The sequence below is a fragment of the Dickeya chrysanthemi NCPPB 402 genome (assembly GCF_000406105.1).
In the GTDB taxonomy this organism is placed as follows: Bacteria; Pseudomonadota; Gammaproteobacteria; order Enterobacterales; family Enterobacteriaceae; genus Dickeya; species Dickeya chrysanthemi.
Genome location: NZ_CM001974.1, coordinates 2416511 through 2430749 on the forward strand (window position 1 = coordinate 2416511; position 14239 = coordinate 2430749).

The window sequence follows — 14239 nt, forward strand, 5'->3', positions numbered from 1 at the left end:
ATCATTCGCTCCAGTATTTTTCGGGGCGAGCGATGCCAGGGCCACATTCCACAGTGTATTCAACCAGGTCTACGCCCAGCCGGGTCAGGTCTGCAAACCACGTGCCGCTGGGCTGCTTCACCAGTTCAATCATTTTGCGGTCTGCCAGGTAATCCAGTTCCCGCCGCAACTCCAGCGCGGTGGTATCCGGGTAAATCGCCCGCATGACGTCCAGCAAGAAATTTTCATTTGAGGTATACGGCCGCGCTTTATTCAGCGTCAGCAATAAATTCCAGCGCATTGACTCGCGGCGTACCCGTAACACATCAACCACTATTGCCTCCCGTGCTGCTGCACCAGTTCAAGTTTGTTATAGAGCGCGTCCAGTTTGGCCTCGATGACAGTCTGCCCCCGGATATAGTCCTCCCGACGGACATAGTTCAGCGGCAAGTCTGCCTTCAGTGCCATGAAATCACGCTCCAACCCGTTCAGGCTGCCATTGAATTCACGCAGACTTCCCTCAAGCGTTCCTATCAGCTCGGTCTGCCGCTTCTCCAGTTGAGCCAGGAACATTTTGGCAATAGTGAACACGAACCCTAAAAAGCCCAGCATCAGCCCAACCAGTTGCCAGAACTCCACTTCAATTTTCATTGTTTCTTCCTGTTCTTCAGCCCGTCGATGTAATCCAGCAGGCCGTTAATCTGCGCAACTAATTGCTGATAGCGCTCGCCTGCGTCCGTACTGTGGGCGAGGACGTCGCGCTGTGTGACGCCGGAGTCGCGTAACCTGGCGTCAGCGGGGCCAGCGGTTGTGGTCGGGTCGCCAGCCCAGCTGGTAATGGCGGCAGTTCCTGTTCCAGCGGCGAGGCCAAAGGCGGCGTTGTATTGCTGCACGAAGCCAGCAGTAAACACGCACCGCTGAACATGGCTCTGGCCGCGTTCGTCAATCCAGCGTTCAGTAACATCGTCGATTTTCCTCTTCAGGTTTTCGTTTTGTTTACGCAGGGCGGCTGTGGTTGTGAGGTATTCCTGTTCTGCGTCATTCGCAGCCTTCACCCGTTGTTGATAACGCTGCTGTAATGCGACCAGCGCCGCGTTATCCCGCTCTGCCTGCTGCTGGGCCTGTCGCGTATAGTCTGCCTGCAAGCTCGCCAGCGCCGCTTTGCCCTCTGTTTCAGCCTTCGTGAAACCCTGCTGATAACCGCGCTGGTGGACAAAACCCAGCGCGACCAGCACGGCAGCGATGCAGAGCAGCAATTTCCAGGGAAGATTATTAAGCCCGGTCAACACAGCTACGCCCTCCCCAGGTCAGATAGCGCGGAGCCAGTTCCAGCAGAATGCGCTGCGGATAATGGCGGTTCTCACGCCATGCGGTTGCATTACGCCCGGCATTGACGGTAGCGACCTGGCTGAACCAGCGCTGACTGTCCAGCCCGTGCTGGGTAGCCAATTTCTGGTCGCGCTGTACCCAGCCCAATCCGCCGTTATAGCCGGACAACGCCATCGCCATGCGCTCGCAACCATTGGCTGCATTGATGCGCTGCCACAGCCAGCGGTCATAGCTTGTCAGCGCACGAATGGCCCAGGCGGGGTTAAACGGCTGATTAGCTGACAGCGCAGGAATAGCATTGCTGATCCACTCAGAGGTTGACGGCATAAACTGCGCCAGACCGCTGGCACCGACGGGCGACACCGCTCGCGGGTTCCAGCCGGATTCCTGATGTAACTGGGCGGCAAAGTCAGCAACTGGGGCATTCAGCCCCCAGTCGATTCTGGCGTTACGGATCACGTCGTTGCGGTATTGCTGGGCAGCGGCGGGCGGCTGTGCGGCATGGGCCTGACTGAAGAAGCCGCCACACCAGAGCAGCCAGGCAATCACCAGATTGGCCACAAGCTGCCACCAGAAGCTGTATTTATCGTTGCGTGGTTCGCCATGTTTTATAGCTGTTACGCCCAGACCAAAGGCGAGCAGGATGATGAAAGTGATTTGCGGCCAGTTCATGATTACAGCCCCATTGCCACAGCGAGGCACACAGCTGCAACAATGATCGCCCGGCGAATCAGCGCAGCGGCAAACACCAGGTGATGGCCGGGTTTGATGGGATACATGCCGACATCCATTAGCGCGGGTTCGTGTTTCAGGTACTGGCCGAGCGCTGCTTTCGGAAACAGCGAGCGGTCAAGCCAGTAACCGAGCACCGCCGCCAGCGTAATCAGGGCGATTTTGTAGATAACAACGGGGAGCTGTTGCGGTGATACCAGCGCAATTACAGAAAGCAGCAGAACGGCGGTAATCTGCCAGCCGAACAGGCGTTCAAGACGTTTGATGCGGAATTTTTTGAGGTTCATAGCTGTCTCCTTGTGTAGTGGAGACAGCATGACGGATTGTGCTACGTGGGGATTTTAAACAGCGTTAATGGTGGTAAAACAGAACGCAGAGGGAGAGGTTCTCCCTCTTTCAACATACTGTTATAAGGGCTGAGCTAAGAACCAATTGCCAATCTGCTTACTAGGTATAAAACTAAACTTAATCCCGTTAAGAATAACTGACTGAGATTTCTCCGGCTCTTCTTGATAGTTTTCCATCAGTTTCAACATAATCCTTGCCGGTTCTCCCGTCCCCATAGTGTTATCACCCATTACTGCTGAGTAGGCAGATATTACGACTGCCATAACGTTCATTCCCGATTTATCTGTGCCGTCACCGCTGGTGATAATCGAGATGTTTTTCAAAATACCAGATTTTTTATCAACCGACCCGACAATACCGATATGCTCATTAAACGCGTAATTAAAGGTGTTGTTTACTTCTCCTGGCTGAACTTTCACTTTAAGGCGAAATGGCACATCAGTCTTTTTCAGGTTTGAGTTCATCCGTTTAGCAAAAACGTCTGGTGTAATATCTAGTGTTTTTACTTCTGCAACGTTTTCAGCAGGTTCGATATTTTTTGGTGCTGGTGCTGGTGCTGGTGCTTCTTTCTTCTCACAGTCCCATTCTGATGGACCATCAGGTTTATACACTTCAAGACAGCCATCATGCGGTTTAGATGCGGGTTTTGTTTCAGCCGTAATATTTTGTGTTGACGCATTTTGAGCTGAAGTTGGAACGACAGAGACCAGAAAAGCAAGGGCCACAACCGAACCGACACAGACACCACTGGTTTTACTTAACCACGGTTTATGACCTTTCTTGATGAACATACGCGAAAGATACCTGGCAACCAATACCCAGATAACAACAGCACCGACAAGGGAAAATAACTCTTTCATCTCATATCCTTATATAAAAACAAAAGAACGAACCAAGCCTGACAATCAAAGTGGTCTATTCGGTGTTAAATCATGAATTTCTACGGCGTAAAATCACGTCTATCGCATCAATAATTGATTGATTTTCATTGATTATTATTGATTCTATCTTTCTAATCTTATCCATTCTCTTAACGAAAAAGGATAAAAGAAACGCCCATCCAATCAAAACAAAAAAGACTTTTTCATCCAGAATAAAGATTGGCGGTTCTTTATTGATCAACAAATAGCCATTGAATAAAGCAGAAAAGAAGGCCGAAAGCATAAGAGCAAGGCTAATCATTGTCGGGCCATTAAGATAACAGCGACGCTTTGCATCATTCCTTTTCACAGTGAGGTTCTTGCGCATTACGCGCAAAGTATGGTCATCCATTTCATGGAGTTCAAGAGGACGCTGGGGAGCTGGATTGATGTTAACAACCGAACCAACGTGAATAGAACCAGGATTACTCCCGCCTACAGTTATCGTTATTTGTCTTTCCTGTCCGTCATCAAAAGGCAATCCTTTCAAACTATCAGCAATCTGTGCACTTAGCGCTGAAAGCTCTTTTTCTCGGCTATCCATTTTTTTCCCTTCGATATTAATTGTTAACCACCAGTTTTAGAATGCTGTCAATTTTCACGTCATCAACCGAGCGTTCTTTTATTAAAAAATTATAGATTCTGGACGATTGCAAAATGAGTTCGTCAGATGTCCAACGCCGTCCAGCAGATTTTGCAATCAAATCTAATTTTTGGACAATTTTTATTAGCAACTCTGTATCTATATCCGCGCCATGATCTGATTTCGTTTCTTGATGCTGACCAGTAATAACATAGGTAACATCTAACCCTTTTTGCGACCAACGATGCATTGCATCAATGCCTGGCGATGATTCGTCTTGCTCCCAGCGAATCTGTGTCTTGCGTGATGCACCTGCGAGTTCCGCAAACTCCGCCTGACTAAACCCTAAGCGCTCACGCTCATCTTTTAACCGCTTCCCTTGTGACATTTTTGTCCCTCCATAGCTTTACATGTGACATTTTTGGGACTAATATTAATCATAAATCAATCAATCATCATTCAATAATCATTGACCACTTAGGAGGCCAGACCATGCAAAAGACTCCAGACCAGGTTAAGCAGCAACTGCATCAGCGCGGTGTCACGGTCACACAGTGGGCGGCGCAAAACGGTTATCCACGGCAAGCCGTCTATCGCGTACTGAATGGCTTTGTAAAAGCCAAGTACGGCAAGTCCCACGAGATTGCTGTAGCGCTCGGCCTAAAGCCCGCAGCCTGACAACCTTCCATTATAGGAAACAGATTATCACATATTCGAAAACGGTGAACAGCATGAAACCAAGCGCATTGCGAGCCGGTCAGCGCGTGTTAATCACTCCACTAACGCCATCCGGTAACACGTTGAACGGGACGTTTATCCGCCGTGTTAAACGGCAACCGGGCCGCCCGGCGCACAGCATTATCCGTGTTGACGATTTCGCGGGATTAAGAGGTGCGGACGACCTGGGCGATACGCCGTATTCCGACTATGACGCCGCACGTCGATTTTTGATTCTGGAGGCATAACCATGAGCAAACTGAACGTTTCCAGCGCTGGCACCCGAATTTTACGGGTGTTTAAAGCCCTGAAAGGCCACACGTTAACCGGGCTGTCAAACAGTGAGTTAGCCGCTGCGTTAGACGACTCGCCAGCCAATATTAACCGCGCACTGAATACGCTGATCGAGGAAGGATTAGCGCAAAAACTGGATAACGGACGTTTTGCCCTCTCAATGCAGACACTGCAAATAGCCCATGCGCACGCCAGCGAAGTGGCGCGTGCGCAGGACAGAATCAACGAAATGAATCAACGCCTGCTGGCTGGCAGTCGCTAAGGATAAGAAATGGCACGCACCAAATCACAAACGGTTGAATTAGTAGAAGATGCCCCGTTAGCGGGCGATCTGAATGTGAAACTCAATGCGCTGACCGAGCACCGTATGCAAGTAATGGCTCAGTTCGGTGACGGCCTGCCGTATGAACGTGATCGTATCGTTCACGAAGCGCGTTTTTATATGGCGCAATCAGCCGAAGCCATGCTGGAAGCGGGTAAACGTCTGGTTATTCTCAAAGAAAATGAACCACATGGTGATTTTACAGAGATTGTAGAAAGCCAGCTAGGATTGGCACAGCGCACAGCACGTATGATGATGCAGGCTGCTCTCAAATACTTATCCCCAGCACTAGAACCAAAACGGCAAGCGCTTGCCGTTTTAGGTAAAACAAAATTATTCGAGTTAATGACAGAGGATGATGATGAACTCGCTGCATTAGCTGATGGCGGCACTATCGCGGGCGCAACGCTCGACGATATCGACCGCATGACCAGTCGGGAACTGAAAACTGCGTTACGCGAAGCCCGCGAAACCAACGCTGCACAGCAGCGCGTGCTGGCAGATAAAAACGAGAAAATTGACACACTTTCAACAAAGCTGGAAAAGAAATCCCGTCTCCAGCCCCCCAAGCCGGATGAAGAAGTCAAGCGCCTGCGTACAGAAGTGGCGGGCGTTGCTACCGATGCCGAATCGGCGATTACAGTTCGCCTGTCGAATGCGTTTGAAACGCTGGTCGCCTATTGCGCTGAAAACTTTATTGATGTCCCCAAAGACTTTATGGCTGGGTTGCTCTGCGAGCTGGAAACGCAGGTGCGCTCTCTGCGGGCAACGTTTGACCTGCCCGATTCGCCAACAGGTACTGACAGACCTGCCTTTCTTGATGATCCAGAGCCGCAGATACAAAAACCGGACTGGATGAATAGCGAGGGCGCATAAATGAGCGCGGCCCTGACCGAAAAACTGGTGGCCATTGCCCGTGCCGCCCGCGAGGCGGGGCACGGTGGGCGGGGCGCTATCTATGACGCTGCCTGTGTGGAACTTGGGATGTCACGCGCCACGCTGTTACGCAAGCTGAAGGAGGTCACAGTGACTGATAAACGCAAAAAGCGTACTGACGCCGGGCAAAGCACGCTGACGCGTGACGAAGCCGCTGTGATATCCGCAACACTGATGGAAGCCACACGTAAGAACGGCAAGCGTTTGTATTCCATCGCGGATGCTGTTGAAGCCCTGCGGGCCAACGGCATGATTACAGCTGGCCGTCTTGATGAAACAACAGGTGAATTTCTCCCGTTGTCCGAAACCGCTATCAGCCGCGCACTGCGCGGCTATGGATTGCACCCTGACCAGTTAAGCCAGCCTGCACCAGTCACGGAGCTGGCCAGCCGCCACCCGAATCACGTCTGGGAAATCGACGCGTCGCTCTGCACGCTCTATTACCTCAGCAACGGCCATAACGGCTTGCAAGTGATGGACAGCGCCAAATTTTATAAGAACAAGCCGGGCAATGTGGCACGCATCGCCAGTGACCGGGTATGGAGTTATGAAATCACTGACCACACCAGCGGCTGGATCTACGTCGAGTATGTGATGGGCGCTGAATCCGGCGAGAACCTGTGTTCTGTGTTGATTAACGCCATGCAAGAGCGCAGCGGGGCCGATGTATTGCACGGCGTGCCGAAAATCCTCTACCTCGACCCCGGTTCGGCTAACACCGCTGGTATGACGAAGAACCTGTGCCGTGCGCTGGGCATTGATTTGATGGCGCACAAGGCCCATGCGGCCCGCTCGACAGGCAGCGTGGAAAAGGCGCGTGACATTATCGAGCGCAAGCTGGAGCCGGGATTGAAGTTCCAGCCCGTATTTAGCCTTGAAGAGCTGAATACCCTGGCAAAGAACTGGCGGGGGCATTTTAACGCCACCGCTAAACACAGCCGACACGGTAAAACCCGCACCGACGTCTGGCTGAAAATCACCGCAGAGCAACTGATAAAAGCGCCATCCGTCGAAGTTTGCCGTGCGCTGGCTGTAGCAACGCCGGAAGAGCGCAAAGTCACACCTAAGCTGCGCGTTTCATTCCGTGGCATTGAATACGACGTGTCTACTGTTCCGGGCGTGATGGTGGGCGAGAAATTGTTGATCACCCGCAACCCGTGGCGCACTGATGCAGCACAAGTCGTGCTGACTGGCGCAGATGGCCATGAAACGTTTTTCCTGGTTGATGAAGTCACCAAGAACGAATTCGGTTTCGCTGATTCAGCCGCCGTTATCGGCGAGCGCTACAAAGCCCAGGCGGACACTCCCGCCCAGACCGCAGCCAAGGAGCTGGAACAGTTGGTGACAGGTACGGATAACGCCACCGACGCGGCTGCGGCGCGCAAGGCGAAGGCGCTGCCGTTTGGCGGAAAACTTGACCCGTATAAACACATCGACGACGCCACGCTGCCGACATTTATGCCGCGTCGTGGCCAGGCATCAGAGGTACGCGGGCCGCGTATTGAGCAACGCCCACTGACCCACGTCGAAGCCGCCAAAATTCTGCGTGAGCGCTTTACTGAACGTGGACAAAAGTGGACAGCCGAGCACTTCCGCCTGATGGCTTCGCACTGGCCGGACGGCGTACCTGAAGACCAACTGGATAATGTTGTGTCATCACTGATGGCTCCGGCATCCAACGTTATCAACATCGTCAACGGCAATTAAAAGGGGGTGAGCATGTTGGTACTGAAAGAACAATTGAAGAATGCGCGACTGCCGCAGGCCGTTGTCGCAAGAGGAATCGCAGTGTCAGAAGCCACACTGGCACAGATTGTTAATCACAATACGTGGCCACGCACCAACGCCGGGGAAGTTCGTCAGAGATTAACAAGATTTCTGGCAGCAAAAGGGATTGATACAGATAAGAGTTTTTTTGACGCAGTGCAGGATGCGGACACACCCCGCACTGCTGATACCACAGATACAACGGAGGAGAATATGTTACTCAAAAAACAGGTGCTGTTTCCAGCGACAAAAAAGGCGTTCGGGCTGTTCCGTGACCCGTTCGCTGACGACGCCATGCAGGGTGCCGACGACGTGTTTACGACACCGGATATTCGCTATGTCCGCGAAGCGTTGTACCAAACTGCCAGGCATGGCGGTTTTATGGCGGTTATTGGTGAATCAGGGGCCGGTAAATCAACGTTGCGCCGTGACCTTATCGAACGCATCAACCGCGAGAACGCGCCGGTGATTGTCATTGAGCCGTACATCATTGCGATGGAGGACAATGACGTTAAAGGGAAAACACTGAAAGCCGCCGCCATTGCCGAGGCCATCATCAGCACAATATCGCCACTTGAGGGCGTCAAACGCTCACAAGACGCACGTTACCGTCAACTGCATCGTGTGCTGAAGGAGAGCTGTGCAGCGGGTTACAACCACGTTCTGGTGATTGAAGAAGCCCACAGCCTGCCCATCCCGACATTGAAGCACCTCAAGCGTTTTTTCGAGCTGGAAAGCGGGTTTAAGAAGTTGCTGTCAATCGTACTGATTGGTCAGCCCGAACTGGCTACAAAGCTCTCTGAACGCAATATGGAGGTGCGTGAGGTCGTCCAGCGCTGTGAAGTCGTCGAATTGTTGCCGCTGGATAACAGCCTGGAAGAGTTCCTTGCTTTCAAGCTGGCTCGCGCCGGGAAAAAGCTGGCCGACATTATCGATGCCAGCGCTATCGACGCAATCCGCTCCCGTCTGAGTAATCAGTTAGGCGGGCGCCAAAGCGTCAGTCTGTTGTACCCGCTTGCTGTCAGCAATCTGGTGATTGCAGCGATGAATCTGGCTGCCGATATCGGTGTTCCGGTGGTTAATGCGGACGTAGTGAAGGGGGTTTAAATGGGTATCAAGCGCTATAACGTCAACTGGGACCATCAGTTAGATCTCGTTGTGGAAATCGACCATAACCAGGTTACCGATGAATTCCTCCACGCTATTAATTCATTCTGGAGCGGCGCGGACGAACGGCTGGATGATGCTGATGGCAATGTTCTCGTAGCCGTTCTGAAAATGTTGGGGCAGCAATGCTGGGAGCTGATGATTGCCCATGACTTCAATACTTACGGTCTTATTCAGGAGTTTAATGACCGTGAAGGATGGCCTGATATGGATGGCTCTTACGGCATAAAAATCATCAACTGCGACGTACTGTTATTTGATATCAGCGACATTACTGTCAAAGAGAAGGCCTAACCACGATATCGGTGTTCCGGTTGTCAATGCGGACGTAGTGAAAGGAATTTAATTATGGGAAAAATCGTCATCAGTATTGAGCAAAAAAGTGAGGACATCCTGGCGAACGGCATGATGGATGTCGATATCGATATTACCACCACAACAGAAGCAGCGAAAAATGACAACGCGCTGGTGTTGCTCATGATGTGTTTGATTCACGAAGGGCTGCCTGCCCTGACTCGCTCTGCCAATGCACAGCTATTAAACCAGGTGCAGTCAGTAAAATTAGTAACAGAAACTGGAACAGAAACGGACAGGAAGAATTATCACTGAGCGAGGTAAATATATGGGCCTCAGTAAACGAATAGCGATTGATATTAACCCAGAATTACAAGCAGCAATCGTTGCAACACAGGAGGCAATAGCGCGACTGACTGCACTACAAATCCCGGTAGAAGGATTGTCCATTGAGTTTGGTAAACGGCCGACCATCATTGTTAAATCAGGCCCGGCGTGCAGAAAAATGGTGAATGACGGTCAGGCGGTTCGTTATTCAACGGGTATTGATAACAACGGGAGGTATCAGAAATATCAGTGTCATCTGAATAATTGCCGTGTCGTGTGGGAAGAAAGAAGCCATTAATTAAGTCATCAGTAATAAGGTCAATAAATATGAAAAGTAAAAAGCGGCTTAAAGCTGTGGCGGCACCGTACGTCGCGCAGACAAAAGACGAGGTTATCGCGGGAATTAAACAGCTCGGCGATATTCAGCGTGAATTAATCCGTGTTGAAACAGAAATGAATGACTCAATCGCCGAGATTACTGCCAGTCATTCCCCCGCTATTGAGCAGTTGAAAGCCAAAATGGAGGAGCTGCAAAGCGGCATCCAGACATGGTGCGAGGCACACAGGGACGAGCTAACAAATGGTGGAAAGGTCAAGTTCGCCAACCTGACTACAGGTGAGGTGCAGTGGCGCAACCGTCCGCCTTCAGTCAGCATTCGCGGTGTTGAATCTGTTATCGAGTTTTTGAAACACCAGAAATTGAGCCGGTTTATCCGCGTGAAAGAGGAAATTAATAAAGATGCCATTCTCAATGAACCGACAGCAGTAAAAAATATTCCTGGCATCACCATCAAAAAAGACGTGGAGGATTTTTCTATTATTCCTTTTGAGCAGGAGGTGGTTTGATGAAAGGTATTCCATTAAATAACCGCTCGTCGTTATATCAACTGGCATTACAGAAGTTCGGGCCTGAATCACAACTGTTAAAACTGATTGAGGAGGCGGCAGAACTTGCCGCCGCCGCATCACGCAATGTCAACGGCCTCGGTAACGAGGTCGATATGGCCAGTGAAATGGCAGATGTCGAAATCATGATCGAGCAATTCCGTCTCAACGGACTGGGTAAGCTAATTGACTTCCAGAAGCAGAAAAAGCTGCGGCGTCTGGCAGAACGGCTGGGGGTGGAATATGTCGGACAGCAATAAAGAAAAATACCTGGAAAAGATTAAGAAGCTGTTGAATCTGGCACGCCGGAGCACAAACGAAAATGAGGCGGCAAATGCCATCAGCCAGGCACAAAATTTGATGCGTGCTCATGGACTGAATGAATCAGATATTGACCTGATGGATATTAAAGAATCCGGTAGTAAGGATTCACCGTCTCACGCTGAAAAGTTACCACAATATGTGGTTTATCTGGCCAATTTGCTCAGCCATGCATTCGGCGTGCGCTGTTACTACACTCAGTCGTTTTTAGGGAGAACCGTTGTTTTTTATGGCCCGAACGAAAGGCCACAGGTTGCGGCGTATGGTTTTGATGTCTTAACACGTCAATTGCGCAGGGCCAGGACTGATTACATCGCATCCCTGCGCAAAAGCATCAAACGCAGCACCAAGATCAATCGTGCCGACCAGTTCTGCGAAGGGTGGATATCTGGAGCGTGGAAGGCAATCAGCGCCTTCTCCGTTAATGAAAGAGAGAAAACTCTGATGGAATCCTATCGCAAGATAAAACTTGAAGGCGATGGTTTCAGTACGCTGAAAAGCCGTGAGGCTAAGAAATGCCGGGGTGATGAAGATGCTCGCTGGGCTGGGTATCAGGCAGGCAAAGAAGCCAAATTGCATCATGCTGTTAATGGTACGGGGCAGGATGCTGTGGCGAAGATTGAGAGAAAATAGATGAACAAGACCCAGTTAATTAAGCTCATCCATATCGCCAAGCGTGATTTGCGCCTCGACGATGACACATATCGCCAGGTTCTGACAAACACGACAAAGAAGAACTCTACGCGGGACATGACAGTCCCGCAGTTAGTTATAGTGCTGGAGGCGATGAAAAAGCGTGGCTTCAAGGTTAAGCCCGCTAAAAAGGCTGTGACTGGCCGCAAACTGGACGATGCGCCCCAGTCTCGGAAAATCCGGTCTTTGTGGCTGGAAATGGCAGATAAGGGCATCGTCCGTGAACGCTCTGAAGCCGCCCTGGCGGCGTTTGTACGACGGGAAACCGGTATTGATGGTTTGCAATGGCTTAATTCAGAACAGGCCAGCCATGTAATTGAGAAGCTGAAGAAGTGGCAATATCGGGAACTCAACGCGAGGAAAATATCATGAACGGTGATAACAACTTCCGCAGCAAGGGGCCAGAACTGCTTATTGAACTGGCGCAGCATACAGCAATCACGGCTCGTGAAGTCGTTGATACAATCAGCCCTGAAGTGGCGGAGCAGATCGGCGAGGCTGTTGCAAGCAAGATGATGCAGGTGTGGGGGGGCCAGAACGTTTACTTCCCGATGGGCATGGCGTGGAAAGTCAGTCAGCGCGACCGCCAGATTTTCGCTGCGTTCAATGGCCATAACCATCACGAACTTGCGCGCCAGTTTGGGTGCTCGCTGCAATGGGTATACAGCGTTGTGAAACGAGTCAGGAAAGATGAGTTGGCTCGAATGCAAGGCAGGTTGTTTGACGATGACCGGGACGCGGAATAACATTCACTCGACAGGCCGAACACAAATTTTCTCTGAATTTTTCGACGGCCTGATTTTTTCACATGCTGAAAGAGAATTACACTAACCATCCTATCTCTTCCCACTTCGACCCAGTTTATCCCATAATTTATCTCACAGGTTTGGTATTACTTATCTCACTTCTCATCACCTAATTCAGCGGATCCAAAAATGTCGTCAGCCCATGAATAACAATCAGAAAACACCATAACAGAACACCAGAAACAAGGGGGAGTATCAGATAGAGATCAACAAACAGAGAAAAGATTCAAAAAAAATCCCCCGACAATTTTGCCGGAGGATTTGTGTATAAGAGACAGCGGCCCGCGCCGGGGTTTTTTGTTTTAATGCGGGGGTGTCGGGGCATGGCCCTGACCGGGTGGTTTTGGGGGCACGGCCCACTGGCGGTGGCCACAAAACATTTCCTGTCCGGGGGTTGAAGTATTTTCAGGCAACCCGCCACAGATCACGCTCAAGGGCGGTGGGGATGATTGACTCGTACCCCCTACTTGTTGGGTGTCCAACTTTCAGGGTTCATTTCACAGGATCGGGATCATTACTATTTAAAAACGAGTCAGTGTTACCTCACCATAATCGTAATATCTTGCTGCCTCAGAAATATCTTCAAATTTAAATTTAGTAAATTTACTTATTATTAATTTATCATAATCTTCCATCACTTCTACATCCCCATAAAAACAGAAGACAACACCTTCTTTAAAGTAAATATTTAATCCTACTTCATCCATTTCAATCTTATCAATTGAGTATTGATTATCAAATGGCCTTCCATATGGACCATCTGGAAGAAAGAAATAAAATGAATCATAATCATCAACCCATGCATTAATTGCATCTAAAGCATTCATTTTTTAATAATCCATTCATCTTTCAAACTAGGTAAATATACCTGCGTACCACCACCAATTAATTCAGGTCGTGTGCCTTTTGTTCCTGTTTGTGGTGCAGCAGGTCCCTCATAGAATTTAGTACCTTTAGGTATCTTCATAATCGCTTGATTTTCAAATGAATTACCCCACTCAGGCAATACAGCGCTATCAATTTGAGACTGTACAGGTCCTTTAGAAGGCTCCAATGTCCAATAACGACCATTTACCCTTGCCTTACCACCATAGTCACGATAAAGATACATATCTTCTTCTGCAACTTTTTCAGCATATGTACCACTTCTAAAGGTTGATGCAGCGGAATTTAAATCATTAGGGTTTCCTAATGGTCCCTCTTCATGCGGGCCATATGTTTTAACAATCCTTGATGTCTGGCCAACTTCAGATGAATTAACCTTACCAACCAAATCAGTTAATCTGGTTTTAGCTGCTTCCCCAATTATTATAGGAGATACAGATGCAGCAATTATTTTTATTCCATCATATGTAGAGATATATTGCTCCGCAGTAGCCTTATCCACGCCAAGTTGTTTCATAGCGTAGTTAACCATCGCATCCCTGACCTGCTGCTGATTCTGTGCATCCACACTGGTTATATTCAGCAGGTTCACTATCTGGCCGTAGGCATCGCCGTACTGCTGGCTGGCTCTGGAGTTATAGGGACCTGTGTTTTCATACTCCACTTTGGCCTGATAAGCCTCCAGCCGCGCGGCTGCACAACCCGCACTGGCAGCATTTCCGTTACCGCAGGCGGCGATAACTTTCTTATCCCTTGAGATATCCAGCTCCGTTAACCGGGCAACGTCTTTCTCCGCCTGTTCACGCTCTGCCGGGTCTTTGCTGTCGCGGAGTTTCTGCTTCGCTATCTCAAGCTCCGATTTCTCAGAGACACTCAGATAGTTATTCTCCACCGCCACCTGTGCCGACTGTGCGCCCTGCACCGCATCCGTGCC

At 50.0% G+C, this 14239-nt stretch carries 24 protein-coding genes; 14 read left to right on the top strand and 10 right to left on the bottom strand.

Features of this window, described 5'->3' with window-relative positions:
• Position 1: 1 nt before the first annotated feature.
• The 8 genes from DCH402_RS10770 to DCH402_RS10805 form a co-directional block, all read right to left on the bottom strand.
• On the bottom strand, positions 2–313 hold the full coding sequence (locus DCH402_RS10770; RefSeq protein ID WP_040001093.1) for a hypothetical protein: 312 nt from the start codon (positions 311–313) through the stop codon (positions 2–4).
• A complete protein-coding gene (locus DCH402_RS10775) occupies positions 313–630 on the bottom strand; it encodes a hypothetical protein (RefSeq protein WP_040001095.1) in 318 nt (105 codons plus the stop codon). Before DCH402_RS10775 ends, DCH402_RS10770 begins: the two co-directional genes overlap by 1 nt.
• Positions 627–1268 carry a hypothetical protein gene (locus tag DCH402_RS10780; protein WP_040001096.1) on the bottom strand — a complete coding sequence of 214 codons (642 nt, stop codon included), beginning with the start codon at positions 1266–1268 and terminating at the stop codon, positions 627–629. Before DCH402_RS10780 ends, DCH402_RS10775 begins: the two co-directional genes overlap by 4 nt.
• Entirely contained in the window at positions 1252–1980 is a 729-nt protein-coding gene (locus tag DCH402_RS10785; protein WP_040001098.1) for a transglycosylase SLT domain-containing protein, read from the bottom strand. Before DCH402_RS10785 ends, DCH402_RS10780 begins: the two co-directional genes overlap by 17 nt.
• Positions 1981–1982: 2 nt before the next feature.
• The gene (locus tag DCH402_RS10790) at positions 1983–2327 is read right to left on the bottom strand and encodes a putative holin (RefSeq protein WP_040001099.1); all 345 of its coding nucleotides are present in this window, start codon (positions 2325–2327) and stop codon (positions 1983–1985) included.
• A 120-nt stretch (positions 2328–2447) separates the two neighbouring features.
• A complete protein-coding gene (locus DCH402_RS10795; RefSeq protein WP_040001101.1) occupies positions 2448–3248 on the bottom strand; it encodes a hypothetical protein in 801 nt (266 codons plus the stop codon).
• 70 nt (positions 3249–3318) lie between these two features.
• Positions 3319–3852, bottom strand: coding sequence for an SAM-dependent methyltransferase (locus DCH402_RS10800; RefSeq protein WP_040001102.1), 534 nt, complete (start codon positions 3850–3852; stop codon positions 3319–3321).
• Between the two features lie 16 nt (positions 3853–3868).
• Entirely contained in the window at positions 3869–4279 is a 411-nt protein-coding gene (locus tag DCH402_RS10805; RefSeq protein ID WP_050583297.1) for a helix-turn-helix domain-containing protein, read from the bottom strand.
• Between the two features lie 104 nt (positions 4280–4383).
• Here DCH402_RS10805 and DCH402_RS10810 point away from each other — a divergent pair, with 104 nt between their 5' ends.
• The 14 genes from DCH402_RS10810 to DCH402_RS10875 are packed head-to-tail and all read left to right on the top strand — an operon-like array spanning position 4384 to position 12360.
• A complete protein-coding gene (locus DCH402_RS10810; RefSeq protein WP_024105304.1) occupies positions 4384–4569 on the top strand; it encodes a DNA-binding protein in 186 nt (61 codons plus the stop codon).
• Positions 4570–4622: 53 nt separating this feature from the next.
• Positions 4623–4856 (top strand): hypothetical protein, encoded by a 234-nt coding sequence (locus DCH402_RS10815; protein ID WP_040001103.1) that lies wholly within the window; start codon positions 4623–4625, stop codon positions 4854–4856.
• A 2-nt stretch (positions 4857–4858) separates the two neighbouring features.
• Positions 4859–5164, top strand: a complete 306-nt coding sequence (locus DCH402_RS10820) for a helix-turn-helix domain-containing protein (protein ID WP_040001104.1) — start codon at positions 4859–4861, stop codon at positions 5162–5164.
• 9 nt (positions 5165–5173) lie between these two features.
• Positions 5174–6100, top strand: a complete 927-nt coding sequence (locus DCH402_RS10825) for a DUF3102 domain-containing protein (RefSeq protein WP_040001105.1) — start codon at positions 5174–5176, stop codon at positions 6098–6100.
• Positions 6101–7867: a DDE-type integrase/transposase/recombinase gene (locus DCH402_RS10830; RefSeq protein WP_040001106.1), complete on the top strand. Its 1767-nt coding sequence runs from the start codon at positions 6101–6103 to the stop codon at positions 7865–7867.
• Between the two features lie 12 nt (positions 7868–7879).
• Complete coding sequence (locus DCH402_RS10835; protein WP_040001107.1) at positions 7880–9034, top strand: ExeA family protein; 1155 nt, start codon at positions 7880–7882, stop codon at positions 9032–9034.
• The gene (locus DCH402_RS10840) at positions 9035–9388 is read left to right on the top strand and encodes a DUF2528 family protein (protein WP_040001108.1); all 354 of its coding nucleotides are present in this window, start codon (positions 9035–9037) and stop codon (positions 9386–9388) included.
• Positions 9389–9442: 54 nt separating this feature from the next.
• Positions 9443–9703, top strand: a complete 261-nt coding sequence (locus DCH402_RS10845) for a hypothetical protein (protein ID WP_040001109.1) — start codon at positions 9443–9445, stop codon at positions 9701–9703.
• Positions 9704–9716: 13 nt separating this feature from the next.
• Complete coding sequence (locus DCH402_RS10850; RefSeq protein WP_040001110.1) at positions 9717–10013, top strand: hypothetical protein; 297 nt, start codon at positions 9717–9719, stop codon at positions 10011–10013.
• Between the two features lie 29 nt (positions 10014–10042).
• On the top strand, positions 10043–10561 hold the full coding sequence (locus DCH402_RS10855; RefSeq protein ID WP_040001111.1) for a host-nuclease inhibitor Gam family protein: 519 nt from the start codon (positions 10043–10045) through the stop codon (positions 10559–10561).
• On the top strand, positions 10561–10860 hold the full coding sequence (locus tag DCH402_RS10860; protein ID WP_040001112.1) for a nucleoside triphosphate pyrophosphohydrolase family protein: 300 nt from the start codon (positions 10561–10563) through the stop codon (positions 10858–10860). Before DCH402_RS10855 ends, DCH402_RS10860 begins: the two co-directional genes overlap by 1 nt.
• On the top strand, positions 10844–11554 hold the full coding sequence (locus DCH402_RS10865) for a DUF2786 domain-containing protein (protein ID WP_040001113.1): 711 nt from the start codon (positions 10844–10846) through the stop codon (positions 11552–11554). The genes DCH402_RS10860 and DCH402_RS10865 overlap by 17 nt, the downstream gene beginning before the upstream one ends.
• The gene (locus DCH402_RS10870; RefSeq protein ID WP_040001114.1) at positions 11555–11986 is read left to right on the top strand and encodes a gp16 family protein; all 432 of its coding nucleotides are present in this window, start codon (positions 11555–11557) and stop codon (positions 11984–11986) included. It abuts the gene before it with no gap.
• Positions 11983–12360: a Mor transcription activator family protein gene (locus DCH402_RS10875; protein ID WP_040001115.1), complete on the top strand. Its 378-nt coding sequence runs from the start codon at positions 11983–11985 to the stop codon at positions 12358–12360. The genes DCH402_RS10870 and DCH402_RS10875 overlap by 4 nt, the downstream gene beginning before the upstream one ends.
• Positions 12361–12941: 581 nt before the next feature.
• Here DCH402_RS10875 and DCH402_RS10880 read toward each other — a convergent pair.
• Together DCH402_RS10880 and DCH402_RS21310 are read right to left on the bottom strand one after the other, a co-directional pair.
• On the bottom strand, positions 12942–13247 hold the full coding sequence (locus tag DCH402_RS10880) for a hypothetical protein (RefSeq protein WP_040001116.1): 306 nt from the start codon (positions 13245–13247) through the stop codon (positions 12942–12944).
• Positions 13244–14239, bottom strand: a 996-nt coding sequence (locus tag DCH402_RS21310; protein WP_161624072.1) for a VENN motif pre-toxin domain-containing protein, incomplete at its 5' end; no start/stop codon positions are given. The genes DCH402_RS10880 and DCH402_RS21310, both read right to left, overlap by 4 nt.